The sequence below is a fragment of the Achromobacter sp. RW408 genome (assembly GCF_003184165.1).
Lineage (GTDB): Bacteria > Pseudomonadota > Gammaproteobacteria > Burkholderiales > Burkholderiaceae_B > Achromobacter > Achromobacter xylosoxidans.
The window spans coordinates 1-25,804 of the sequence record NZ_QHHO01000020.1; the positions used below are offsets into that span (position 1 = coordinate 1).

At 58.2% G+C, this 25,804-nt stretch carries 20 protein-coding genes and 1 pseudogene; 7 read left to right on the forward strand and 14 right to left on the reverse strand.

What is annotated here, in order from left to right:
• The 8 genes from DK459_RS02160 to DK459_RS02195 all read right to left on the reverse strand — a co-directional run.
• Positions 1–909 (reverse strand): LysR family transcriptional regulator (locus tag DK459_RS02160; RefSeq protein ID WP_053514839.1); only part of this gene is annotated, 909 nt, incomplete at its 3' end.
• 226 nt (positions 910–1,135) lie between these two features.
• Positions 1,136–1,870 carry an amino acid ABC transporter ATP-binding protein gene (locus DK459_RS02165; protein ID WP_110134430.1) on the reverse strand — a complete coding sequence of 245 codons (735 nt, stop codon included), beginning with the start codon at positions 1,868–1,870 and terminating at the stop codon, positions 1,136–1,138.
• A gap of 62 nt (positions 1,871–1,932) precedes the next feature.
• The gene (locus DK459_RS02170; RefSeq protein WP_006386294.1) at positions 1,933–2,622 is read right to left on the reverse strand and encodes an amino acid ABC transporter permease; all 690 of its coding nucleotides are present in this window, start codon (positions 2,620–2,622) and stop codon (positions 1,933–1,935) included.
• Positions 2,615–3,304 (reverse strand): amino acid ABC transporter permease, encoded by a 690-nt coding sequence (locus DK459_RS02175; protein ID WP_006386293.1) that lies wholly within the window; start codon positions 3,302–3,304, stop codon positions 2,615–2,617. Before DK459_RS02175 ends, DK459_RS02170 begins: the two co-directional genes overlap by 8 nt.
• A 16-nt stretch (positions 3,305–3,320) precedes the next feature.
• Complete coding sequence (locus tag DK459_RS02180) at positions 3,321–4,142, reverse strand: ABC transporter substrate-binding protein (protein ID WP_054496940.1); 822 nt, start codon at positions 4,140–4,142, stop codon at positions 3,321–3,323.
• A gap of 72 nt (positions 4,143–4,214) precedes the next feature.
• Positions 4,215–5,474, reverse strand: coding sequence for an aminotransferase class I/II-fold pyridoxal phosphate-dependent enzyme (locus tag DK459_RS02185; protein ID WP_070539876.1), 1,260 nt, complete (start codon positions 5,472–5,474; stop codon positions 4,215–4,217).
• Positions 5,471–6,151 (reverse strand): RraA family protein, encoded by a 681-nt coding sequence (locus DK459_RS02190; protein WP_006394591.1) that lies wholly within the window; start codon positions 6,149–6,151, stop codon positions 5,471–5,473. The genes DK459_RS02185 and DK459_RS02190 overlap by 4 nt, the downstream gene beginning before the upstream one ends.
• Positions 6,152–6,270: 119 nt before the next feature.
• Positions 6,271–6,600, reverse strand: a complete 330-nt coding sequence (locus tag DK459_RS02195; protein ID WP_070539873.1) for a hypothetical protein — start codon at positions 6,598–6,600, stop codon at positions 6,271–6,273.
• 585 nt (positions 6,601–7,185) lie between these two features.
• Here DK459_RS02195 and DK459_RS02200 point away from each other — a divergent pair.
• The 3 genes from DK459_RS02200 to DK459_RS02215 all read left to right on the forward strand — a co-directional run bounded on the left by DK459_RS02200 (position 7,186) and on the right by DK459_RS02215 (position 12,780).
• Positions 7,186–8,931, forward strand: a complete 1,746-nt coding sequence (locus tag DK459_RS02200; protein WP_053500809.1) for a hypothetical protein — start codon at positions 7,186–7,188, stop codon at positions 8,929–8,931.
• Positions 8,932–9,352: 421 nt separating this feature from the next.
• On the forward strand, positions 9,353–11,047 hold the full coding sequence (locus tag DK459_RS02210; RefSeq protein ID WP_199234250.1) for a hypothetical protein: 1,695 nt from the start codon (positions 9,353–9,355) through the stop codon (positions 11,045–11,047).
• On the forward strand, positions 11,044–12,780 hold the full coding sequence (locus DK459_RS02215) for a hypothetical protein (protein ID WP_081005757.1): 1,737 nt from the start codon (positions 11,044–11,046) through the stop codon (positions 12,778–12,780). The genes DK459_RS02210 and DK459_RS02215 overlap by 4 nt, the downstream gene beginning before the upstream one ends.
• A 449-nt stretch (positions 12,781–13,229) precedes the next feature.
• Here the strand turns inward: DK459_RS02215 and DK459_RS02220 are convergent, their stop codons facing one another.
• Entirely contained in the window at positions 13,230–13,973 is a 744-nt protein-coding gene (locus DK459_RS02220; protein ID WP_131726997.1) for a DUF6602 domain-containing protein, read from the reverse strand.
• Between the two features lie 192 nt (positions 13,974–14,165).
• Between DK459_RS02220 and DK459_RS02225 the strand changes: the two are divergent.
• Positions 14,166–15,436 (forward strand): annotated as a pseudogene (locus DK459_RS02225) (IS256 family transposase).
• A gap of 147 nt (positions 15,437–15,583) precedes the next feature.
• Here DK459_RS02225 and DK459_RS02230 read toward each other — a convergent pair.
• The 3 genes from DK459_RS02230 to DK459_RS02235 all read right to left on the reverse strand — a co-directional run bounded on the left by DK459_RS02230 (position 15,584) and on the right by DK459_RS02235 (position 18,128).
• Complete coding sequence (locus tag DK459_RS02230) at positions 15,584–16,594, reverse strand: hypothetical protein (RefSeq protein ID WP_053501347.1); 1,011 nt, start codon at positions 16,592–16,594, stop codon at positions 15,584–15,586.
• Between the two features lie 240 nt (positions 16,595–16,834).
• Positions 16,835–17,248, reverse strand: a complete 414-nt coding sequence (locus DK459_RS30330; RefSeq protein WP_053514831.1) for a hypothetical protein — start codon at positions 17,246–17,248, stop codon at positions 16,835–16,837.
• Positions 17,249–17,303: 55 nt separating this feature from the next.
• Positions 17,304–18,128 (reverse strand): hypothetical protein, encoded by an 825-nt coding sequence (locus DK459_RS02235; protein ID WP_053501346.1) that lies wholly within the window; start codon positions 18,126–18,128, stop codon positions 17,304–17,306.
• A gap of 681 nt (positions 18,129–18,809) precedes the next feature.
• On the opposite strand from DK459_RS02235, the gene DK459_RS02240 reads away from it, so the two are divergent.
• From DK459_RS02240 to DK459_RS02250, 3 genes are read left to right on the forward strand one after another with little or no spacing between them, the layout of a single operon-like run.
• Positions 18,810–19,727 (forward strand): radical SAM protein, encoded by a 918-nt coding sequence (locus DK459_RS02240; protein ID WP_054484057.1) that lies wholly within the window; start codon positions 18,810–18,812, stop codon positions 19,725–19,727.
• A complete protein-coding gene (locus DK459_RS02245; protein ID WP_053500923.1) occupies positions 19,724–20,134 on the forward strand; it encodes a DUF6375 family protein in 411 nt (136 codons plus the stop codon). The genes DK459_RS02240 and DK459_RS02245 overlap by 4 nt, the downstream gene beginning before the upstream one ends.
• 14 nt (positions 20,135–20,148) lie before the next feature.
• A complete protein-coding gene (locus tag DK459_RS02250; RefSeq protein WP_110134431.1) occupies positions 20,149–24,186 on the forward strand; it encodes a hypothetical protein in 4,038 nt (1,345 codons plus the stop codon).
• Between the two features lie 156 nt (positions 24,187–24,342).
• Here DK459_RS02250 and DK459_RS02255 read toward each other — a convergent pair whose 3' ends face one another.
• Complete coding sequence (locus tag DK459_RS02255; protein ID WP_070539867.1) at positions 24,343–24,894, reverse strand: cytochrome b; 552 nt, start codon at positions 24,892–24,894, stop codon at positions 24,343–24,345.
• Between the two features lie 25 nt (positions 24,895–24,919).
• The coding region (locus tag DK459_RS02260; protein ID WP_110134432.1) for a cation diffusion facilitator family transporter at positions 24,920–25,804 on the reverse strand (885 nt) is incomplete at its 5' end.

Here is a 25,804-nt window from a genome sequence, read left to right on the forward strand (position 1 = left end):
ATGCGGCAGAAACGCCCCCGCCACCTCGAACGCGCATTCCTCCCGCGCGATATCGATCACCCGTGACACCACCGGATTGACGATGCTCTTCTTGTGCACCGCGTAGTAGTTGATCGTCGGCAGATCCGGCTGGACATCCAGCTGGCACAGCGCCCCGCGCTCGACCAGCGGCGCGAAATACGCCCCCGGCAGATAGCTGATGCCCAGCCCCAGCATCGTCAACTGCGCCATCATGCCCAGGCTGTTGCAGGTCAGCACCCGCTTGACCGACAGGCCCTGCTCGGCGAACCAGGCATCGTACAGATGCGACAGCGCCGAATTGGTCGGCTGTGAAATCACCGGGTACGGCGCCAGGTCCTGCGGCGCCAGCCTTGCGGAGAAATCGATGTCCAGCGACGGGCTGGCCATCCAGACGTTGGTCACCGCGCCCAGGTGGATGCAGTCGTACTGGTAGCTCCAGAACGGTCCCGGCATGATGGCCAGGTCCAGCTGGTCCTGCTCCAGCCGCTCATACAGCGTGATGCCGCCATCGATCTCGGGCATCAGCTGCACCTTGGGATAGCGCAGGCTGATCTGGCTGACCAGCCGCGCCAGCCAGGTCATGCCGACCAGTTCGGTCACGCCCAGCCGCACCACGCCCTCGAAACTGGCCGGATCGGCCATGTTCTGCACGATGCGGCTGTTCAGGTCCAGCATCTCGCGCGCCAGTTCGAACAGCTTGCGGCCCTGGGCCGTCAGCACCAGCTTCTTGGCGCGGCGCTCGAACAGCGGCGCGCCGGCGAAGGCTTCGAGTTCCCCCACCCGCTTGGCGACCGCCGACTGGGTGGTGTGCAGCTTGCGCGAGGACGCGCTGAAGCTGCCCAGTTGCGAGCTCCAGTAGAACGCCTCCAACTGTTTGAGGGTGTACATCGCGGCGGTGGACGTGAAATGCATGAAGAACCCTCACATTATCGTCGACAGGAGCGCGGCTGCGCGCCGCCCGGTCCGCGGCCGAAACGTCGGGCAGCCGAACCGGGCCGGTCGGCGCCGATCCGCCCTCGCCGGCGCCGACGCGTCCGGGTCAATGCCACCGCATGCCCACTCAGTCGTTCCCTGCCGAGCGCAGCGGGTATCCCGCCACGCCCGGCATGGGTCCTTACCCGCGCGGATGCAAGATATCCGCCAGAAACCGCTGCGCCCGCGGATGCCTCGGCGCGCTGAAGAAGCGCTCCGGCGTATCCACCTCCAGGATCTCGCCCGCATCCATGAACACCACCCGGTCGCACACGTCCCGCGCGAAACCCATTTCATGCGTCACGCAGACCATGGTCATGCCGTCCTTGGCCAGGCCCTTCATCACCTGCAGCACCTCGCCCACCATCTCGGGGTCGAGCGCGCTGGTGGGCTCGTCGAACAGCATCACCGGCGGCTGCAGCGCCAGCGCGCGGGCGATCGCCACGCGCTGCTGCTGGCCGCCCGACAGCGAGCCGGGATAGGCGTCGATCTTGTGCTCCAGCCCCACCCGCGCCAGCAGCTGGCGCGCCAGTTCGGTGGCCTGCTTGCGCGGCTGCTTGCGGATGTTGACCGGCGCGAACACCACGTTGTCCAGCACGCTCATGTGCGGAAACAGGTTGAACTGCTGGAACACGAAACCGATCTTCTGGCGCAGCGCGTTCAGGTTGACGCCCTTGCCGTAGATGTCGGTGTCGTCGATCAGGATGCGGCCCTTCTCGATGGGTTCCAGGCGGTTGATGGTGCGGATCATGGTGGACTTGCCCGAGCCCGACGGCCCGCACACCACCAGCACCTCGCCGCGCGCGACCGACAGGTCCACGTCCTTCAGGACGTGATGCGCGCCATACCATTTGTTGACTTTCTCAAGCTTGATCATGATGAATTCCGATAAGCGCCGGCTCAGGGCCTGTTCTCGCTAAAAGGGGCCTCGCACGGGCCCTAGGCCATGGCGCGCTGGCGGCGGATGCGCAGGTCCAGCCAGGACAGGCCGCGGCTCAGGCTGAAGCACACCAGGAAATAGATGATGGCCAGGATGCCGAACACCTGCAGCGGCTTGGTCAGCACCAGGTTGTTGACCTGGTTGGCGGCAAACGTCAGTTCGTTCACGCTGATCACATACCCCAGCGAGGTCTCCTTGATGGTGGAGACGAACTGGCTGGTCATGCTGGGCAGCACGTTGAACAGCGCCTGCGGCAGCACCACCCGGCGCATCGTGGTCCAGTAGCCCACGCCCAGCGAGCGCGACGCCTCGATCTGGCCGCGCGGCACCGCCTCGATGCCCGAGCGGATCACCTCCGACAGATAGGCGCTCTCGTACACCACCAGCGCCGCGATCAGCGTCCAGAAGCCGCTGATCACCTGCCCCGTCAGCTTCGGAATGACGAAATAGGCCCAGAAGATCAGCATCAGCAGCGGCATGCCGCGCACCACGTTCACCAGCGTCTTGCTGGCCACGCGCAGCCAGCCAAACGGACTGACCCGCGCCAGCGCGATGGCCAGCGCCAGCGGCAGCGACAGCGCCAGGCCGCACAACGCCAGGATCAGCGTCAGCGCCAGGCCGCCGAGCGGCCCATTGGGGTATTGGCCGACCAGCAGCGTCGGCCAGTATTGCGACAGGAGATCAAGCACCGTGGCCTCCCCGGTTCAGGCGGTAGCGCGCATAGATGCGCGAGCCGATCAGCATGATGAGGAAGGATCCCAGCAGGTACATGAGGGTCGCCGCGCCAAACGTGGCGAAGGTGCGGTAGGTCTCGTTCTCGATCTCGCGCGCCTGGTAGGTCAGCTCCATCACGCCGATGGCCATGGCCACGCTGGTGTTCTTGAACAGCAGCAAGGCGCGGCCCACCAGCGGCGGAATGGAAATCCGCACCGCCTGCGGCACGATCACGAAGCGCATGCATTGCAGGTAGCTGGCGCCCAGCGCCCGCGCCGCCTCGAACTGCGTGCCGGGAATGGCGCGCAGCCCGCTGCGGATGTCCTCGGCGATATAGGCGGCCGAACCCAGCGCCAGCGCGATCGCCGCCAGCGACATCTCGGCGTTGTGCTGGTACAGCCACATCCGGAAACCCTCCGGCAGCAGCTCGGGCATGCCGAAGTACCAGAACAGCACCTGCACCAGCAGCGGCACGTTGCGGTGGTATTCCACATAGGCGTCGACCAGCCAGCGGCACGGCGCCAGGTTGGTGGCGCGCACCACGACCAACGTCACCGCGATCGTGAACGCCATCACCCAGGACACCAGGAACAGCTGCAGCGTCACCACCATGCCGCTGGCCAGCAGCTGGTATTGCGAAGCGTCAAGTAGGCTCATTGCGCGGTACCGGCGTTCAGCCCGCGATGGGGCCGATCTTGAAACCGCGCTCGAGCTTGTACGGCGTCTGCGCGCCGAACCACTTATCGAACAACTGCGCGGCCACGCCCGAGCTTTCCGCCTCATCCAGCGCCTGGTTCACCACATTCAGCATGCCCGGCTCCGACTTGCGCACGCCCAGGCCCCACGGCTCGTCGAACACCGACTTGGCGATCACGCTGACCGGCGCCGTCGGCGGGCTTTGCAGCACCAGGCGCACCAGCACCAGCTCGGACGCGAACTGCGCGTCCACCTTCTTCTGCTGCAGGGCCAGATACGTGGCCGAGCTGTCGCCGTAGCCGATCACCTGCGACTTATCGAGAATGCGCTTGATCTCGCGCTCCGAACTGGAACCCTTGGTCGCGCCGACGCGGCGGCCGTTCAGCGACTCGATCGTGTCCAGCCCCGAATCCTTGCGCACCAGCAGCTTCTGCGGGCTGACGTAGTACGCGTGGCTGAAAGCGATCTGCTGGGCGCGGTCCGGCGAATAGCCCAGGTTCGCCGCCAGAATATCGACGCGCCCCTCGTTCAGCTCCGGCACGCGCGCCGCCACCGACAGCAGCTTGTAGCTGATCTTCACGCCCAGCTTGTCGGCCACCAGCTTGCACACGTCCACGTCATAGCCCACCAACTGGCGCGTCGCCGCGTCCTGGAAACTGAACGGCTGCGACGTGCCCAGCGTGCCGCAGATCAATTCGCCGCGGGCCTTGATGTCCGCGACCTGGTCGGCGCGCGCGCCAGCGCCCAGCGACAACGCGGCCAGACCCAGGCAGGCGGCGATAAGTGAATGGCGTTTCATGGTGATTCCCCTTGTGTTGTGGTTTGAACAGAAAAACGGAACCGGCCCGCTCGTCGGCGGGCCCGGGAACAACTAGACGAGCTTGGCGCAGGCCTCGCGGATGCCCGCGCAGCCCTGCCGGATATCGTCCAGCGACGCCGCGAACGACAGCCGGAACGTGCCCGGCGCGCCATAGGCATGGCCGTCGATCACCGCCACGCCAGCCTCGCGCAGCAGGTAATGCGTCAGGTCGGTATCGCTGCGGATCACATCGCCTGCCGGCGTGCGCTTGCCCAGCAGCCCCGAGCAATCCGGAAATACGTAGAACGCGCCCTGCGGCACCACGATCGCCAGCCCTGGCGTACCGGACAGCTCCGCCACTGCCAGATCGCGACGCTCGCGGAAAACGCGGGCGAACTCCGTCACGCAGTCCTGCGGCCCCGACAGCGCCTCCAGCGCCGCCGCCTGGCTCACCGACGACGCGCCCGACGTGCTCTGCGACTGCAGAATCGCCATCGCCTTGATCAGCTCGTCCGGCCCGGCGCCGTAACCAATGCGCCAGCCCGTCATCGCATAGGCCTTGGACACGCCATTGACCACCAGCGTGCGCGCCGCCAGGGCCGGCGCCACCTGCAACGGATGCACCGTCGGCGCGTCAGTGAAGTTCAGCCGCGCATAAATATCGTCCGTCATCAGCCAGACATGCGGATGGCGCTCGAGCACCGCGGTCAGCCCGCGCAGCTCGTCGGCAGTGTAGACCGAGCCCGTCGGATTGCTGGGCGCGTTCATCATCAGCCACTTGGTGCGCGGCGTGATGGCGTGCTCCAGCGCCTCCGGCGTCAGCTTGTAATCCGTGGCCGGCGTCGTCGGCACCGTCACCGGCACCCCGCCGTTGACCAGCACCATGTCCGGATACGACACCCAGAACGGCGCCGGAATCAGCACCTCGTCGCCCTCGTTCAGCGTCGCCGCCAGCCCGTTGAAAATCACCTGCTTGGCGCCCGTGCTGACAATGATGCGCGCCGCCGGGTAATCGATGCCGGTCGCTTCCAGCAGATGCGTCCGCGCCGCCTTGCGCAGCGCCACCGTGCCCTGGGCCGGCGGATATTTGGTCTCGCCCCGGTTCATCGCGGCCGTGGCCGCCTGGCGGATATGTTCCGGCGTCGAGAAATCCGGCTCGCCGATCGTCAGGTCGATAATGCGCCGGCCCTGCTCGCGCAGCTCGGCAATAATCGCGCGCGCCGCCACGCTGGGCGACAGCTTGATGCGCTTGATGCGGTCGGCGACGATGCTGGCGGCTTGCGGGGGCTGGGTTTGCGGCTGGGTCGGGGTTTGCGTCGGGGTGTGGTTCACTTCGCGGCTCCCGTCTTCTCGGCCAGTGTCTTCTCCAGCCAGGGCTTGGTGTAGGTGCCGGCGCGCAGCTTCTCCTTGGCCACCGCCTCGTCGGCTTCCTTCTTGGTCGCCAGCGCCAACACCGCCGCGGCATGCTCGGCGGGAATCACCACCACGCCGTCGGCATCGCCGACCACCACATCACCCGGGTTGACCACCTGGCCGCCCACCGACACCGGCACATTGATCTCGCCCGGACCGTCCTTGTACGGCCCCTTGTGCGACACCGCGCGTGCAAAGCAGCCAAACTGCCCCTGCGCGAACACGTCCAGGTCACGCACCGCGCCGTCGATCACGAACCCGGCGATGCCGCGCCCCTGCGCGTCCATCATCATCAACTCGCCGACCAGCGCATTGCTGGTATCGCCAGCGCCATCGACCACGATCACATCGCCCGCGCCACCCAGCGAAATCGCCTTGTGGATCATCAGGTTATCGCCCGGCCGCGTCTTCACGGTCAGCGCCAGGCCGACCGTGCGCTGGTTGCCGGCGTGCAGCGGACGCAGCCCGCTGACGCCGTACAGGCGGTTCATGCAATCGCTGATCTGGGCCGAGCCGATAGCGGCAAAACCGGCCAGCACGTCAGCGGCGACGGCCGGCGCGGGCCGGGGAAGAATGCGGTATCCGATGGGATTCATAGCGAGGAATTTTCTTGAAGGCGTGAACGGCAATAAGCGAACACGCATTACAAGGCCTCGCGGGGCGATCCTCAAAACGATATAAATTCCCGGTTATGTAGGAATTATTTTCGTGGATGTTATTGGATCGAAGGGGGAGCGTTGTGGGTGGGATTGGGAGCTTCCCTTTCGCCGTCGGGTTGCAGGGCCTGGTCGAGCATGGCTTCGGTCAGGGTGCCGAGGTGCTCGCATAGGCTTTCGACGCCGCCCATCAGGGCGGTGATTGCCCAGGGCTCCAAAGGTGGGGAGCCGGTGGCGTCGGGTTCGGACGCGCTGTTGCCGACCATGCGGGCGATGGTCTGGATGGCGTAGCGGGTGCGGTCTAGTTGGTGGAGGTGGGAAAGGGAGACGGGGCCGGATTCGCGGTCGGAGTCGATTTGCCAGGGGTTTTGGGTTAGGGGGTGCAGCATGGGGACTGCCTCCTGTAGGGTGAGTCAGGCCGCGATGCGTTGCGGCTGTCTACGCCTATAGCTTTCCGGCTTCCAAACCGGCACCGGCGAGGTGATAGTCATGAGTGTATGGGGGCATGGAGGCATGTTGGATGCAGGAGGGACAATTTCGACACTGGTACTTGGCGTCACACTGGATGGGCACTTTCGACCCAAAGCGGTCAATGGGCATGTTGGTTCGCTATGACGGCTCAAGGATGGGAAGCTGTTGAATGGCTGCCATACCCACTTCTGTTAGTGCTATGTCGCCTGTAGACCGTCGGCGCTCATCCCCGCTCGCGGCGCTCGATGGCTCACTAGGGTGAATGTGCCCGTCTGAGGGTAAGGCTGTTAATATTCCGGGCTAACTCTCATCGTCACTTAACGCCAAAGAATAAAAGGTTTTCGCATTGGCCTAATGGCGAGAGAGAGAGACTTGACCGCTGGTTAAAATTAGCGATCACCACTAAAAAGAATGGTTATATGGGCAGTCCGCTGGGCTGCCCTTTTGCTTTAGGCGTGCCATTTCCAAGCGCACAAGGCCGTTAATGCAAGGAGGAGGTCCCGGTGGCAGTTGAGCAGTGCTTCGTTGGCGTTTGCTTCATCCCGCTCGATGGCAGCGGGCAGAAATTCTTCGGGTTTTCGGAGTTCCTCGCTGGCCTTGCGCTAATGGTATTGGCGTGGACTATTGCTGACGTCCGCTACCGTTTTCGAGTCCAGACTGCCCCCATTCCTCTGCTGGGCGTCACATTCTCGGTGGTTGCTGCCATCGGCGTGCTGGCGCTACTGACTGACCTCTGGCGCGCTGAGCAGTGGCTCGTACCCAAGGGCAATCTACTGACACCGGCGTCATGGCAGGCACTCTTGGGCGGGCTGTTCCTGCTGACGTATCTCATCTGGACTTGGTTCGCATTCATCCGACCTCCCATTTATGGGAGGCAGAACGCCGAGCGCTTTGCGCAGACCCTATATCGATTCATCCTCAAGGGCTCGCCGGCAGAGCTCGCCGTCATCGCAGACGAACTCGCATCCTCAGCCGGGGCGCTTGTCCGCCACGCCACGGACAGGGGCAGACTGAAGAACTATCGGCAGGAGAGCGAAGATGAAAAGAAGAAAAGCCCCCCGAAGGTGGAGGGATATGCCAACGACCTGCTCCTGCTCATCGCTGACAAGCGATTATGTCGCGCAATCGTCGAGTCGTCGCCAGGCACCGCACTGGCAGTGTTCCAAGCAATAGCAGAGACGAAGAAGTACGGCATCCAGGTTGAGACCTTCGCCAAAAACATCATCAATGAGGCGCTGGCAAACAAGGACTCCTTCCTCTATCACGAGGCTGAGGGCTACGAATCTGGTCTGATTGGCTACCACAAGCCGCTCAGTCACGCGATGTTCGCCAACTATAAGATGGTCGAGACAATCGGGAGTCTCCTTGATCCCGATCCATCCGGTCAGAGGGAATGGGACGCCGCGCAGTGGGAGGCCTACTGCAGGGTTGCTTTGATGACGTTACGCACCTACGTCAACGAAGGATATGGAGGCCATTCGTTCGTGCTGTATCGCGCTAAGAGCTACATCGAAAATTCTGTCTTTGATCTCTACACTTTGAACGAACTCACCAGGGTTTGGGATACCGATTCATTCCGCCGTCTTCGTGTCGTCATCGAATTCGTCAAAGACGCCGTCAACATTCTCGACGAAAAGGGGGGGGCCAACCATGTCCGCATCCGTGTGAGAGAGAAGCACGGCCATCCGCGCGAGACCTTTTACGATCACATCGCTAGCTTGATCTTCGAGGTGATCTTTCACGCTTCGGCAGTCAAATCGCCACAGTGGGAATGCTGGACGATTCAGCACAACTCGGTGTGGGGGGAGCTGTTCAACTTCAATCACCTCGATGGTTCTGCGGGCAAAGTAGTGAAGTTCAAAGTGCGCCGCCTTCTTTACGACGAAATCGTAGATATGCGGCGCTTCCCGAACTTCAAGGGAGCAAAGATTCTCGGTTTCTGTCTGAACGTAATGGGACTCACTGTCAGCGAGGGCGATTACGACAGGGACAGCCGGGCGCTTCAAAAGGCCTTACTTGCTTGGACGAAGAAAAACTTCACTTGGCTGAATGACTACAACCCGCGCATTGCCGAGGCATGCTTGGTGGACGGCATGACCTATGATGCGGAGAACCTTCGGTTGGTCCGCACCTCTCCTGCAGCAGGGCTGAGACGGGAGCCGAGTTACGACTACTTTGACCTCGATCCTGCGTCATCAGAAACGGATACTGTGCCCCCAGTCGCTTCTAAACCTGAACGCAGAATGTAGCTTCCCGCAAGTTGCGTCCAGGCGCCTACCGGTCCGCATAAACGGTTGACGGGGAGTATTCCTTTTTCAGACAGGCAGATTTGATTGCGGGGATAAAGAACTGGCAAAGAAACACCAGTGAACCATTAAGTGGAAGTACGAACGAGGTCGCATACTATCCGAGCCGCGGCGCATGAAGCCGGACAATACACGCGAACCGTTTTTCCCCACCAAGATAGTCGGGGCTGAAATAATCGCCAGTAGCTATAAATTCGAGCCGCCGCCCCTTGCCTGAGCGGTGTGACCGCGACGTACTGGTGGCATTGCAGCCGGGAGAAATCGCGGGTCAGGAACACAAGTGCCGGCAAGGCAATCAATTCACTCTATGTATCCAATGGGTAACGCGATGACAGCAGAGGACAGATCGCCAGACGAAACGGAATTGACTACGCAACTCCGCACACGCGGCCTGGTTCGTACTGTTGCGGACCATGGGCGTCGGCGTCGGGATGATGGCTATGCTGCATGGCTCGAGACGCTGGCGATCATATTGAACGCTACTGGCGCACCACCGATTGATCTTCATCTCGACGAGGCGCTGGCGGAGTTGGAAGGGCCGCGCTTCTTCCTCGTTCAGCATGTTTTATGTGATCTGATACCCCATCTGAACGTAGATCAAGACGTCCTCCTTGCTTTCATCGGACGCCTGCTCGACATCGGCGGCAACGACCTAGCTGCCGGGGCTCCTAGTACCGCTTTTGGGGAATGGACGAAGAAGAACCCAGTCAGAGCTCCCAAGGTCTACCAAGCAGCGCGTAGTGGCGATAACCTGGCTCTGCGCCATCTATTTACGGTTCTTGTAATGAACGCTGATATCGAGGAAGGCCTCATTTTCGCGCAGGCTCACGAGCGGGAGGCGAAGCTCGCAGCCCTTTCGGCTTTGGGGGCCATGGAGCTAGGTGAACGCTACAGTGAAGTGCTCGACACCCTGCTTCAAGGAGCGACTAGCATTGATGAAGATATCGCACTGCGGTCCCTCGAAGCAGGTTATCGCGCTGCTGCACAACGGAAAGCACATGCTCCGGTCAGTTTTGACGAGCAACTTGAAAGGGCCCTAAAGACAAGGAGTTCCTTCGCAATCCACTTGGCAACGAACCTGTTGTGGATGCACCTAGATGGTCTCACAGAAAATGCCCTGGACCTGTGCCTCGATGCCGCTGCAGATGTCGACCCAGATAGCGCGGGCACGATATCGCATATGGATCATGCCGGATACCAGCTCGTGAGCGCTGGGTATGCTGAAAAAGCGATTTGCCTCCTCAGTGAACTATTCGATCGCTCAAAAGGTCGGATCACGCTCGACGCGTTCCAGAGCACTTACCACGCGCTGCAAAATGCCGGCTCTGACGTGCTGGGTGGCGCAGTTGTGTACTGGCTGCTGAACGGAAGTGCACATACCCATCAATGCCTGGCTAGCGAAGTTTGCGGCCCCTGCAACGATAATCCTCCCTTCTCCATCCCCACATCATCGCTTCCATTGAATCCATCGGACCAACTATTTCTCTGTCGCAAGGCTATCGGATGGCTCTTCATCGATCCACTGGCCGCCGTTGCCATACCGTTAGCTGTAGTTCGCTATGGGTTTCCAGATATCAAAAATGCAGTCCTGGATTTGATGTACGACCCCTTGCTCGTGAGTTATGGAGGCAAGTTGAAGGAGTACCTTGAGCGCTACGTTGCAGCCGGCGGCGAGACCACCCCGGACATTGCTGAACTGCTTGCACGAAAGACAGCACTTCAGGATGGGATGGAAGGCATTGAACGATTGGTCGAACTGCATCCCAGCGAAATGCAGCGCGAGACGGAGCGTGCTCAGTGGCACGAGCAGATGGAACAGAGCGCGGAGCAGGCGAGGCGGAAATCGATCTTTGATGATCTCATCACTAAGCAGTACATCCTATATGGCCGATCTTCGTTGACGCCGATTCATACCGGCGAAGGAACTACGCAACTCACTCAGACCGAGATGCAATCGTTCTCCGTTTCGTCCGAGCTACCTCTACTCAGTGTTGTTGACCCGGTTGGTCTCGACCATATGCTTCTCCATTTCAGGCTTGAGCGGAGAGTACAGCGATGAAACTTGTCGTGATGCACTATCTGCGGTCGCTGCGCGAACGCGGCGAACTCGACGCGATTTTTCCCGATCTTCTGGCTGAGAGTGGATTTGAAATACTAACCCGTCCCCGCCGTGGAACACGACAAGCCGGTGTTGACGTCGCCGCCGTCGGCCCTGATCCCGATCGCGATGGTGCGCGGAGTCTATTTCTATTCACAATTAAATCTGGCGATTTAACGCGCGAGCATTGGGATGCCGGTCAGCAAGCCGTGCGCCCGTCGCTGAATGAGATTCTGGATGACTACATCCCGAACCGCATCCCGCCTCATTTCTCAGATCTGCCCATCGTTATATGTGTCTGCATGGGCGGCGAGATGCGCGAGGATATTCGTGCCCAGTGGAGTGGCTACTGTCGGGCGAACGAGAAAACCAACGTTCACTTTGCCGAATGGAACGGGGATCGTATTTCGGATCTGATCCTCAGCGGCATGTTGCGTGCTGAACTAATTGAGAGTGAAAATCGAGGGCTGTTTCAGAAGGCGCTCGCGATGCTTGATCAGCCCGAGGTCGCATATAGGCATTTCGGCCGCTTAATAAATGTCATTTTCGCTGAACCGAACAACGAGTCAGAGCGTACACGCCAGCTACGCAAGGCCTACGTATGCCTATGGATACTCTTTGTATGGGCTCGCGATGCCGATAACCTTGAGGCTGCGTATCGAGCATCCGAGTTGGTGCTGCTACGAAGTTGGCCTCACTGCGATATTACCCGTCTGCGCAAGGGAGTGATTCAAAAGGAGCGACTCGCTCATTTGGATCAGGTGTTAAAACTGCACTTAATCATCGCGCATCTTCTACTCGTCGAAAAAATTGGGCCGTTCGCTGAAAAGCGCTATGCGCTTTCAATGGCTGTGAATTCACGCAATGCGGTAGACGTTAATATCGCGCTGTTCGAGACGCTGGGGAGATTATCTCTCCACGGATTATGGTTGGATGCCATGAGTGCCGAGGAGGACGAGTCATTTGCGCATGCCATGAGTGAAGGAGCGGACAAGGTGCTCAACATAGCGATTGGGATGCTGAACGCGAACCCGGTGCTTGCATCCCCCGTGCGTGACGATTTCATGATCGAACTGGCTCTATTAATGCGTTTCGCAGACGTGCGTGGCCGCTTATCCAACATCGCTGATTACATCCGTAGCATGTCCGACCGCCTGTGCTACGGACTAAAAGTTCGGCGACACTATCCGACGCCGACTACAGATTATCGAGATGTCCTCGCCCATCCAAGAGACAGCAGCGACGCATACTTCGAAGAGCATACGCGTGCGGGGATTCTCTATACCTTCGTGCTCGCTTGGCTTGCGATGATAGGAGATCAGGAGCGAGCAGACCGTTTGCGCAGGACGTTGTTAGAGTATGCTCCGCACATGACTCACCAAATCTGGATTCCTGACGCACGAACGGACGAGATTTTCTGGGATGGTGATCGGGATCACGGCATAGCGGTACCGAGTCTGCCATTTAGCGATTCGCTAGAGGCCGTTCTTAACTTATTGAATCGCGTGATTAAAGAGCATCCGCTGGATGAGCGCGTAAGCGCCGTCCGAAGTCACCTGATCCCAATTCTCCTTATGGCCTGCCGCCACTATCGCATGCCGGTGCCACCGCACGTTTGGCGAGGTCGGAATGGTTCTGCGCCGGACAGTACCGCTTCAGATGAAGCAGCATCGGATCCCGGGATACCGCAGTAGCGAAGAGGATGGCGTTTGATGCTTGCACGGCCTGCTGCAAGACAGATACGAAAAGATCAAAGAGACCGTGAAAGTTTCAGAAGCGCCCAATTGTGGCACCAGATCACGGTTTTTTTCATGGCATTCCTGATTAGTGTGTTTTGGTCGGCCCTGCGACGCGCAGGACAATGTCTCCTTGTGGCCGACTGCAGACCTTCCTAGCCGTCTGCTTGGTCGATCTCGATACCACCCCAAGACTCTGCCGCCAAAGTGGGAAAATTGAAGAGGGAGCAACGCCGTTAGTATTTCCTCTTCCCCTCAAGCGATTTGTTGACGGATGTTCTGGACGTGCATGATCTCAGCTACCGCGGTTCTTTCATGCGGCGCCATTAACGGCTGCGCACTTGGTTCATGACGCTTGTCCTCGATTAGATCTTCGTAAACTAGAATTCCAGATCGCCAAGGCCTCACTATGAAATATACGCCTCCCAGTCGATAGCCCTCATTACCATTCGCCCGGTTACTTTCGACAGTAACGCAAGAAAGCGCGCAAGGCCTACAGCGGGATCCTCATAGCGAAGATACTGTTCAGACCCGCTCTGTAAAAAGAGCAAGCCTTCATTCTTTATCAGAATGCCGCTCGTCAAATCTAGGTAGACATCTGGCTTGCTCACCTCGGGCAGAGTGTTGAGCTTTTCGCCGATGGCATCCAAACCCGATCCCCCGTATGTCAACACGACGTGAAGAACCCTGCCGTACGGCCAGTCAAGATCCCCCAGTTGTGTGCCCGCGTGCGTCGACGGCATCAAACGTTTTACGCTCTCAATATTATCAGCGATGCCCTCTAATACAGATGGCGTGATTTGAGTCTTGATCTCGAAAGTCGCGACGGTCCCTTCTTGGAATATTAAATCGTGGCCGCTTGCAAAGGCCAGTCTTGGCATTGATTTCAACATCAACACAATGTCTTGCTGTTTCGAGCGCTGGCCGGTTGAATCAACGATGACGCCGCTCACCACACTAGTCATCTCAGGAAGATGACTAGTCAGAAAATCCTGAATTAGGCGTTCTCTAGCTGCGCCAGCGGTTGCCGCGTGACCCAAGACCTCGGTCATTTTGTATTGAGCATTGAGCGCGTCAACTGCTCCCCGACAATATTTCACTAACGGCTTCATGGCTTCTTGTGAGTCCCATTGCATACCAAAGTCGGTCAAGGATACTGCTTTTTTTCAGTGAACCGGATCAAACCGCAATGTGGCAACGGCATGTAAAACGCGCTCTGTCAGCAGACACCTTCACGAGAATTAATAACGAGATCTCCCGTGATGTACTGACCCGGACGCGTTAAACGGGCCTATCCGTAATTTTATGTGCGACGCATATCATGAGGACTAAAGATCATGGATATGCCGATAAAGAAGAGACGCACAGCGGCCGCTCAGGCGGCGGCCCGTGGGCCGCTGCCTGAAGTCCCAATCGAACTGCTGGATCATCTGGTCAAGGGACCGATGACGCCCAGCGAGGTTCAAGACCTGTTCCTGTCGTTCCAGAAGGCGGTGATCGAGCGCACGATGGCCGCCGAGATGAACCTGCCTCTGGACTATCGGCCAGGCGAGGACAAGCCCGAAGGCCAGGCCAACGAGCGCAACGGCGCCAGCGGCAAGACGGTGCTGACCGAGCATGGCGCGGTGCGCGTGGAGCTTCCGCGCGACCGGGACGGCTCCTTCGCCCCGATCCTGATCCCCAAGCACGAACGACGCGTCACTGGGTTCGATGACCGGATCATCGCCATGTACGCCCGGGGCATGAGCGTGCGCGAGATCCAGGCGTTCCTGGCCGAGAGCTACGGCACCGAGGTCTCGCCGGACTTCATCAGCTCGATCACCGACGAGGTCATGGCCGAGACGATTGCCTGGCAGAACCGGCCGCTGGAGGCGATGTACCCGGTGGTATTCTTCGACGCGCTGCGGGTCAAGATCCGTGACGACGGCGGGGTCAGCAACAAGGCGGTGTACCTGGCGCTGGGTGTGCAGGCCGACGGCCAGCGCGACGTGCTGGGCTTGTGGGTCGAGCAGACCGAGGGGGCCAAGTTCTGGCTCAAGGTCTTCAATGAACTCAAGACCCGAGGGTGCCAGGACATCCTGATCGCCGTGGTCGACGGCCTGAAGGGCCTGGCCGACGCCATCGCCATGGCCTTCCCGCGCACGAACGTGCAGACCTGCATCGTGCATCTGATCCGCAACAGCCTGGATTACGCGGGCTGGAAGGATCGCAAGGCCGTGGCGCCGCCCTGCGCCCGATCTACGCGGCCGCCAGCACACAAGCGGCCGAGCAGGCGCTGCAGGCGTTCGCCGATGGACCTTGGGGAACCAGGTACCCCACGATCGTCGCTGCCTGGCAACGGGCCTGGGAGAACGTCACGCCATTCTTCGTGTTTCCGCCAGACATCAGGCGCGTGATCTACACGACCAACGCCATCGAGAGCTTGAACATGCAGCTGCGCAAGATCATCAAAACGCGAGGCCACTTCCCAACGGATGAGGCCGCCATCAAGCTCCTATGGCTGGCGCTACGCAACGTGCTGGCCAAGTCCGTCAGAGCGACCTTCGACTGGAAAGTCGCCATGAACCAGTTTGCTACCCTGTTCGGCGAACGGTTTACGGCGGCGCGGGGATAACGACTTTTAAAACGCCTCGCCCACAAAAATACGGACAGGCCCGACTGACTGAGAGGACGTCCGTATCATCGATTGTCCAATTAAGCTGCACAGTCCGTTCCAACACGTTTTTGCAAGGTATAAATTCATGCGTTGAACACCCACCCGCTATAGCTTCATCTGGTATTCTTCAATATCTAGGCGAGCGTCACCTGGGCACAACGGCAGTATGTATCGCATACTCGTCATACGCTCCGAATTGGCGGTAGGCAATAAAACCTCTATCCAATCTCTATCCTTGTTTTCGATCAACGCCACCCTGTTTCTGACGAGGGTGCTTAGAAGTTGGCAAATGTCTTTTCCGATCGAGATCAGTTCATCAATGTCGATAGAATAAAGCGTCTCTAAATGCAGGAGGTTGCGATCGTCAAACAGTGTTTGAATGTTTCGTCGAATCACATCCACAGAGATGTCAGGCAGCATTACGCTCCCCGCATGTGCAGCTCCCATGGACGTTTTGTTTTGCAGTATAAAAACTGAACCAGAAGTCTCGCTCCGTCGCCGCCGAAGCTCTTCTTCACTGAGCTTCCCACCCAAGCCATTCAGGCAAAGCTTCAAACCGTGCTTGTATTGGGAGTGAGCATCCCGGTACCGTTCGTAAAATCGAACGGCGGACTCGTGCTTGGAAATGAGCCTTTTCACGCCTTCCGAATACTGTTGGAGCGATGAATGCATAGCGTCCACGTCTTGGCGAGCTAAGCTAACTGCTACAGTCGAAATGGGTGGCAGGAAGAAGAGGCGCTCAGTCTGCTCGCGAGAGAGTTGTCGAAGACGACTCGCGATATTCACGATAGAGCCTGCTGAATAGGAGACCGTGTGTTTGACAAAGTAGAGCTTTTCTCGAATGAACTTCAGGAGACCGAGATAGTCTTCGCAATACATGACAACCTCGGACATCGCATCCGCCAAAATTCCGTTCGTCAAATTCTTGTATGTCACAGTGTCGTAGTCAAAGTAGCCTTCGCCGTAAGAGTCTTGGAGAACACCTTTGAGCCGTTCGCGTTCTCGTAAAGTCTCCCTCAGAGCAAGCAACTTGTGAAGGCGCCAAAAGCGGTCGTAATAGGTAAAGTAGAGCTGTATTTGATGATCATTGGCGATACGCCTTTCTTCAACTCGCATATCAAGTAAGATTCCACGTAGTCCACGGAAGATGGTGGGTCGACACGCATGGCCGAACGTATTGGCGTTACGAGCACTACAGCCTGCATCACCAAGCATACGTATAAGCAGTGGCGGCGGCAGCTTGTTGAGTGACGGCTTTAACGCAGTATTGTAGATGGCAGGGCAGCGCGCCCCGCAAATCACGTCTTTCGGCCAAGAGTTACCAGTGACAGCAATCCAAATCGGACACTCAATGTCTTAAGCCGCGCCGGGAAGCGGTGCCGGCTTGAACGAATTGCTGGCTCGCGTAGCGTTTGTCGTACCGAAGTGGTTTTGCCAGAACCGCTCAATCTCATTGATGTTTTCGTCTAGGTCGACATTGCAGATGAAAGACAGCCGCATGACCTCCCCCGCTTGAACAGCCTGCGCCATGCGTCGGTGGATAGCACGGAATTCGGTAGGCTTGCCTTTGCGGTATGGCCGGCCGGCCAGAAGGTTATTCACGTTACGGCGGTACTGGGTGCGAGGCCTATCCGCGCCGCGCGACGCTTTGCCGACATACCTGCAACAAACCATGCCTTCCGAATCAAAAATCTCCCAGAGATAGATGAGTGCCCGCGACGTGTTGACCTCGCTCGGGACTTCCGTGAATTGCATCTGGAGCTGTGACATGGGCCCTAACGATTGAATTTAGCGGTCGTTGTAGGCGATCCGTTGGAATGAAGTGTTACGCGATTTCTTGGATTGCACGATGAATTCGTTCCATCAGATGCCGAAAGTGCATGTGATCCGATTTCTCCTCGCATCGAACCAGCAACTCCTCTGTTTCTCTCATCAACATATGAAGTTGCTCCACCCGCTCAGGCATGGGAACCCGTTTCGCACTTTGAATTTTCTCCAAACTGGTGGAGATGCGTTCAAACTCGATCGCCGTGATGGAGCCCCGGCGAGACACACGCCCTCGATCATGAAGGGAGTACTCCATCAATTTACGTAGTTCCTGAATCTCCGCTTGAAGCACACTAAGCGCGAGCTCTCCTTTCCCCCCCTTGAGTTCAGGAATCTTCGCTGGTTGATTCAGAGCCAATAGTTTCACGATCGAATTGACGTTGCCAGTGTCCGCATCAGCAGCAACCGTTGCTTCTATGGCGTCCTTAAGCTCCCCTTGACTACGAAGGACATCGTGGTACTTCATGTCCTTCGAGTACTCTAGATAGCGAAGGGGCGCGATGTCGAAGATCTTCGGAGTACCACTTTCTTGAATTAGGACCACTGGCCTGTCGAACGCTTGGCGTATACCAAGCTCGAATAGGACGTTTGGATTTCTGCTACTGAGATCACAGATTGCGATAGGCGCCTCTATCAGTCTTTTAAGAATGTCGAGGTGGATCAGATTGGTTGCTTTGATCTCATCGGCTCGAACTGCGCGATAGCCCGCATTGACACAGGACGGCGCCACAATGTTGTCGTAGACATGCTTGAAATGCCCTTGCGGATATCCATCTGCATCGGCAATGGGCATGATGATGAAGCAATCCTTGGCCTCAGACATAGCTACTATATCTCCATGTTGCGTCACGTAAAATATACTGCGCCACCCAAAGGCCATATCCAGCACTAACGGTCAAAATTGGCACGAAAAAAATACCGCCAGGGGCTTATAGCTGGGCGCTACGGCACGTCTGCCGGGTGCTATTACGGCACCACATTTAGCCATGAAACCCGCCGCCCCTCTGTGTTGCTGGCTACATGATTGCCGGATGGGGCACGCGCCAATTAGTTACAATAGGTATATTCTACACACTCCCCGGTACGCCTGAGGGTGAAATTGCACGATGCGCGGCATTCGCCGGACATGGGCCGGCAGGAAATCGACGCTTTTCTGGCCATCCTGACCACTGCACGGCGGGTGCCCATGCACCTACAGTCTTGCTAAGTTGTCGGCTTTCGAGCTTGTAGCTGCATGGCGGCTCGGGAGCGAAAGCGAACGTTTGCAAAGATCGCCTCCGTCCCCAGCGAAATCGATCTAAAAAATATAGTTATGTTGATTTATTTTTCCCACCACGCATAGGATTTGGCTGTTGCCAGTTTTATCGGATTCGATGCCCATGAGCTTGAAAGATGCGATTGTTGTTGCTGGGGCCGGGCTTTATCGCAGGACATCTCCCCAAGAAAAGAGAGCCCACCGTCCCACTCTTGCTCTCAAAAGCAAACTGTATTGGTGAAATAGCGTATGAAAGCCAGGATTGGACCAAACGGGGTGCATCTCTTCGATCGAATGTCAGGTTTAAATGTTCTGCTGGACGAGTTGCTCCCGAAAGAGGCGGTTTGGTCAATAGCACCTCGCCAGATATCCATCGCACTCACAAATGTCTGCGATCTTCATTGCGCGTACTGTTATGCCCCGAAGCATAAGGCGTCGCTGCGTACAGAGCAGTTGCTCGGCTGGTTGACGGAGTTGGACACTGAAGGATGCCTCGGTGTCGGTTTCGGCGGCGGAGAACCGACGCTGCATCCCAACTTCGTCGATATATGCACCCGAACGGCGCAAGAAACTCAGCTGGCCGTCACCTTCACGACGCATGGCCATCGCCTGACTCCACAGATGATCGGGCAGCTAAGAGGCTCAGTCCATTTCGTACGCATCAGCGTCGACGGCACAGATCGTACCTATGAAGAGCAACGCGGGAAGCCGTTTTCCAGCCTACTCAGCGCCATGGAGTTGATCGCGAAGCTCTCGCCCTTTGGAATCAACGTAGTAGTCAACGAGCGGACGATCGCAGAACTTGATGCGGTGGCAGAGCTCGCGCAGACAGTTGGGGCTAGCGAATTGCTGCTGCTGCCTCAGCAACAAACCAATGCGGTCGCAGGCATGGGCCGGGCAGTCAATTTAGCGCTCCAAGACTGGGTCTCAAAATACAGAGGCACCGTTCGTTTGGCGGTTAGTGAAGCTGGTGCATCGGGGCTTCCGACATGCGACCCGTTTCCAGATGAACGAGGTACTCAAGGCTACGCACACATCGACGCGTCCGGCATGCTGCGAGCAAGTTCTTACGCGACGGTTGGCTCGAAGATTGGAGCTGCGGGCGTCATTTCGGCGCTCACGCAACTTAGAACTACCTTCAATATCAAACAGGAGATGCAACCATGAAGATCTGGAACGGGTACGGGTCCGAGCACTCTATGAATTTGGTTCTTATTGGAAAGTTCAAGAAAGCGCAAGATGCAGAGAAAGTCGAGAAAGACATTAAGAAACTGAGCGAGCAGGCTCTAAAAGATGAGAGTCACACCCTTGCCTTTGACCCCGCCCCGGAAGATCTGAGATTTTCGGAGGACATGCTCTCGTTGCTGCGAAGCCTGAGACTGCACACCTTGGGACCCGTTGAGCTCGGCCAGCTGGCATCGGACCATCGACTAGAGCGCGAGGAAAATCGAATTACCGTCAAGACAGACGAAGCTGACATATCCGCGTTCTTAAAGTTGTTCATCGAAGCCGGGGCTAAAGTCGAAGTATTCTCGGCGCACGACTACCCGGCCGATTCAGCCAATGCGAGCTGACGGAGAACATACCGATGCCTGAAGTCAATTGGAACGTATTCCTCAGTCTGCCTGGCGCTGCAACCGAGAACTTCGAAAAGCTTTGCCGCGCTCTGGTGCGTCGTCATTACGGCCGCTTCGGTCGTTTCAAACAACGCGCGAACCAGCCTGGGGTGGAGTTCCACCTCGAACTGACAGAATCTTGCGAGCTTGGAGCGCCGCCACGCTGGGTCGGTTGGCAATGCAAGTGGTACGAACTTGAAAACGGAGAAGGCTTGGGAGCCTCACGTCGTAAAACGATCATTGGAGGACTCGAGAAAACGCAAAAGCATGTCAAAGGAGTTACTGACTGGAAACTCTGGACACGACACACGTTGACGGCGGACGACCAACAGTGGTTCTTTGCTCTAGAACAGGACCGTTTCCCTGAATACAAGTTGGACCTGCTGACCGCAGCCGATATCGAGGAACTTCTGGTTGGTCCGGCGGCGCTACTTCGGGAAACCTACTTCGGCGAGCTTGTCCTGACTCCTGAGAAAATCGCTGAACAATACAGGCTCGCCGCAGCTCCGTTCAAGCGTCGATACCAGCCAGACGTCCATGTTCCCGTTGGCGCCGAAACAAAGGTGTTCAAACGCCTGGGCCGTCTGAGCGCGTGGGAATCACTGAAGACGCTCTCCCGTACCCTCAGGAAGACTTGCGCGGAAATTTTTTCGCTGACGGAGCAGGTCAAAACAGAGATAAAGGTGGAAATCGAAGAGCTCTTGGCCAGGGCCACTGGACTAGCTAACCTGCTCGATGAATTGCATGCGGCGCTCGAACAGGGGGACTTTGACGCCGTAAGGCAATCACTCGCCTCGAATCCGCCACAGGCGGTGCGCTTTGAGAGGCTGCTCTCGAAGCTACGTGGAACGCGTTTCGAGGGAGCTCCGTTGGCAGCGAATCTGGTCGCCGACATCCATGCAGTGTCCTACGCGTTGCTCGGACTCGAACGATCGATCAGCGTGCGAGTTGTCGCCGTGCTTGCAGCTGCCGGCGAAGGAAAATCTGAGTTAGCCGTCAAAGTGACGCAAGCCGATGGTGATTACCCTGGTGGTGTCTTGCTGCTAGGAAAGAATCTTCATACAGGGCAGACGCTTGACGATTTAGTGTCTGCCTTCAAGATTTCCGGCAGGCCTGCGGAGAGCTTCGACCGACTGGTTGAAGCTGTCGATGCAGCAGGGCAGCGAGCAGGCAAGCGCATCCCCATCGTTATTGACGGCCTGAATGAAGCAGAAGACCCAAGAAACTGGGCAGATGAGCTCGCTCGGGCGGATGAGCTGCTAAAGGAGTTTCCCTACGTCTTGCTAGTTGTGACGCTGCGGAATGAGTTCGCGCCGATGTGCCTGCCCGATGATTTTCCCAGGCTTGAGCACAACGGGTTCCAGGAAGATCCGCAGGCTGCTATTGACAAGTACTTCAGCTACTACAAGATCGACGCCACCGACGCTGACCTGCCCATCGAGCTACTGCAGCATCCGTTGACTCTGAGGATCTTTTGCGAGGTAGCGAACGCTCATCGCCGTCATATCGTCGGGGTAGAGGCGTTGCCCACCTCGCTCGCAAGCCTGTTCGAAGAACACTTCAAGAAGGTTGGCGCGCGAATTGCCGAACTCTCATCGACTACGCATCGCATCTATCAGCAGGAAGTTCAGGAGGCGCTGCTGACGCTCGCACGCCTGCTCTGGGAGGGCAATGCAAGAAGCGTTGAGTTTCGAACTGCGCGGACCGCCATGGGAGACGTGGGCAGTTGGAACGCCAGCGTCGTGCGCGCGCTGGAGTCCGAAGGCGTTCTCATTCGGACGACTTTTGGCGAAGGAAGCCAAGGCATCGCATTCTCGTACGACCTGATGGCGGGTCACATGATGGCGTGCCACCTGCTCTCCCAACCGTCGTTGGCGCAATGGCTGCAAAGCGACGAAGGAAATGCTCAGCTTAGATTCAATCAGACTGGATCGCACACCTTCGCCTATGACGTGTTCCAGGCTTTGGTTGGTCTGTACCCACACCGGCCGGGCAGACGCCAACTTTGGCAAGACCTATCAGACAAGACCCTAGTCATGAACGCCCTTCCATTGACAGTGCAATCCGATCCTGGGCAGATCGGTCGAGAAACGGTGGAGCGATTCGCGCGTGCAATACAGGAATCGACGCGGTTCGCCCAGCTCGCCTTCAAGAGGCTCCGGAGCACACGGGCGGCGCGAGCGCATCCGTTTGACATGGACTTCCTTCACGGCGTGCTGCTTGCGATGTCCAACACACAACGAGATCTGCTCTGGACAGAATGGATTCGCAAAAACTCAGAGGAAGCAGAAAGCGATTTCAGGTCCCTGTCTGCCAGATGGAGATCAGGAGCGCTGGACGAGCGAGAGATTCGTCGGGCTCGCTGGGTCATGTGGACGCTCACGTCCACCTCTAGAGGCCTGCGTGATCTGGCGACGAAGACCTTGTACGACTTCGCTGTCAGGCGGACTGCAGAGTTTTTTGACTTGGTACTCGAAGCTGTTGCCATTTCTGACCCCTATGTGCCCGAGCGGATGTTCGCCGCGGCCTATGGGGCAGCGCTGGCCACCTGGTCTGATGTCAACGCCGTGGAGATGCGCGAGACCCTGCCTAGAGTTGCGCGCGAAATCTATCAAGCGATGTTCGCGCCTGGTGCGCCCCATCCGACTTGGCACGCTCTTTATAGACAGTACTGCCTGGGGATCATCGCCATTGCACAGATGATTGATTCGACGTGCTTGTCAAAAGACGAGAAGGCCCATCTCCTTCCACCATTCAACCATCTTCCCACCCCCTTTTTGAACATGCCACATTTTGATGCGGGTGTGATCGAACGGGCGAGGCACGGGGCGATTCGAATGGACTTCGGAAACTATACGGTGGGGAAACTGATCCCCGGTCGGTCGAACTACGACGAGGACAACCCGGAGTACCAACAAGTGCTGTCGGCAATCGTTTCGCGAATGCTGGTGCTTGGTTATGACCCACAACAGTTCGAAATCGTGGACCGGCAGATGAATTCCGGCTCTCGCATGGGCAGTGACAAGCACAAAGTCGATCGCTACGGGAAGAAATACGGCTGGATCGCCTACTTCGAAATGTGGGGCTCCCGGCACGCGCTGGGTCTACTCGAAAAGCGGCGTGGTGCGCGGCCCTCAGATGCAGACATTGACCCGACGTTTCCACTCGAGGCCCAGGTAGTTGAGCTGACCCTCCCGGACTTGTTTAGCGGTCAGCCTACCGAGATTGGTGACTGGATCGTGAGGGGGCCGCAGCCAGACTACCGCAGCATCCTCGAGGTTGCTGAGGTAGATGGCCTGAGCGGGCCGTGGGTTGTACTTGATGGATTTCTCGAACAAACAGCAGCTGACGATCGCCAGGTCTTTACTTTTCTCCGAGGCGTACTTGTGGAGAACGGAGAAACTGATCGCCTGTGCGCGCTGTTCTCAGGCCTAGAGTACCCTGGTAATCAAGCCATCCCCGACGCACCTGGGCAGTACTACACCTATGCAGGTGAAATGCCCTTCTCCTCAATACCTGGTCTACCTGCCACCGGTGAGCACGAAGATGACGGCTACGAGGAGAAGGTATCTACTGATCATTGGTCAGACAGTGGCGTCCCTGTCGATATTCCGGTGCAGAATTACAACTGGGAAAGTTACCACAGCGTGGTGAACCAAAACGGTAGCGCGGTCCTGCCCTCCAAGCAGATCTGTGAGGCTCTGAATCTCCGATATCGTGCGAGAACATGGGACTTATATGATGCTTCAGGCGTGGCGTCCCTGTATCGTGAGGTCGGCGAGGATGATTCGCAAATCAGCGGCTGGTTCAGCTACCTGCGCCGTGATCTTCTTGATAACTACTTGGCGCAGTCTGGCAAGACGCTTGTGTGGCTCATGTGGGGCGAGCGTGGCATTCACTATCGTTCGTCTATAGCAGAAAGCCGCCACCTGCACGATTATTACGTCGACCACCAAGATATTCACAAGCGTTTTCATGTCTATCGGACTGCTTCGAACATTCAATCGTAGGTCAAATTAGATAAGGAGCCAATGCGTCATAACAGCTTGGTAGCACAAACGCGCAGTATGCGAACGGCTCGATAGCTACCTCTTTTCGTGAACGATTTGGATCGTCCTGTCACCGAGGCGAATCCCGGCTGTCTCACGATCGCGCCAGACGACGCACTAGCGCCGCCCCGGCAACATCCGCACCAACGTGTTATCCCGAAACACATAATGATGCAACAACGCCGCAGCGGCATGCAGCCCCACCAGGAAATACCCCACCGTAGCCAAGGTCTCATGCAGCTCCTTGACCTGATCCGCCAGAGCCTTATCCGGCCCCACCAGCGCCGGAACCTCCAACCCAAACAACGGAATCACCTTCCCTCCCGCGCTGAGCGTCAGCCACCCCCAAATCGGCGTGACGATCATGAACGCATACAACGCGTAATGCATCACCCGTGAAAGCACATCCTGCCACCTCGGCATCGGCGGCCGCACGCCAGGCGCCGGGCCCGAAGCCACCCGGATAACCACCCGCAGCACCACCAACCCGATCACACACAACCCGAGCGAGAAATGCAGCGCCTTGACGTTGTCGTACAGATCGGTGCCCTTGGTGGCCAGCCCGCGCAATTCCATACAGGCGTAGACCAAAGCCAGGACCACGAGCATGAGCCAGTGCATGGTGATCACCAGGCCTGCATACCGAGTATCGGAGTTCTTGATTTTCATGTTTCTTCCTTGTCGTCAAAGCGCGCTACGGACAGCCTGGTTCAATAATCGCCCTGCCCTCGGCGCCCTGCGTGGGCGCGTAGGGAGGTCTCCAGGGATCAACATGGGTCATCACGTTCAATACACGATGCCGCTGCATGACGCGCTGGCGCGCTTGCACGGCTATCTTGTGGCCTTCGTCGACAGTCAGCCCGGCGTCGATTTCCAGGTGAGCGTCAACGACGATCATATCCCCCATTTTTCGGGTGCGTAGATCGTGCACGCCTTGAATACCCGGGGTGTCCATCAGGGTGCGCTGGATCGCGGCGGCTTCGCCTTCGTCGATGGCGCGGTCCAGCAGGTCGTGCAAGGCGTCCCAGCCGAAGCTCCAGCCCATTCGGGCCACCATGAAGCCCACGATGGCTGCGGCGATGGGGTCCAGTATCGGGTAGCCCAGCAGGTTGCCGACGATGCCCAGGCCCACCACCAGCGACGACGCCGCGTCGGAGCGCGCATGCCAGGCGTTGGCCACCAGCATGCTGGATTTCACGCGCTTGGCCACGGCAAGCATGTAGCGGAACAAGGCCTCTTTGATGACAAGGGCGGCACAGGCCACCCAGAGCGCGACGAGGTGGACCTGCGGGATCGCGTCGGGCTGCTCCAGCTTGGTCACGGCGGACCACAGCATGCCGCCGCCGACCAGCAGCAGCAAGACGCCCAGCGCCAGGGACGCCGCGGTCTCGTAGCGATAATGGCCGTAGTGGTGGTCCGCGTCGGCTGCTTTCTGGCCATGCCGGTTGGCCAGCAGCACGATGAAGTCGGCGATCAGATCGGAAGAAGAATGAATACCGTCCGCGATCAGGCCCTGCGACTTCGAGAAAATGCCGATGACGATCTGCGCGGTGGCGAGCACCACGTTCACGCCCACGCT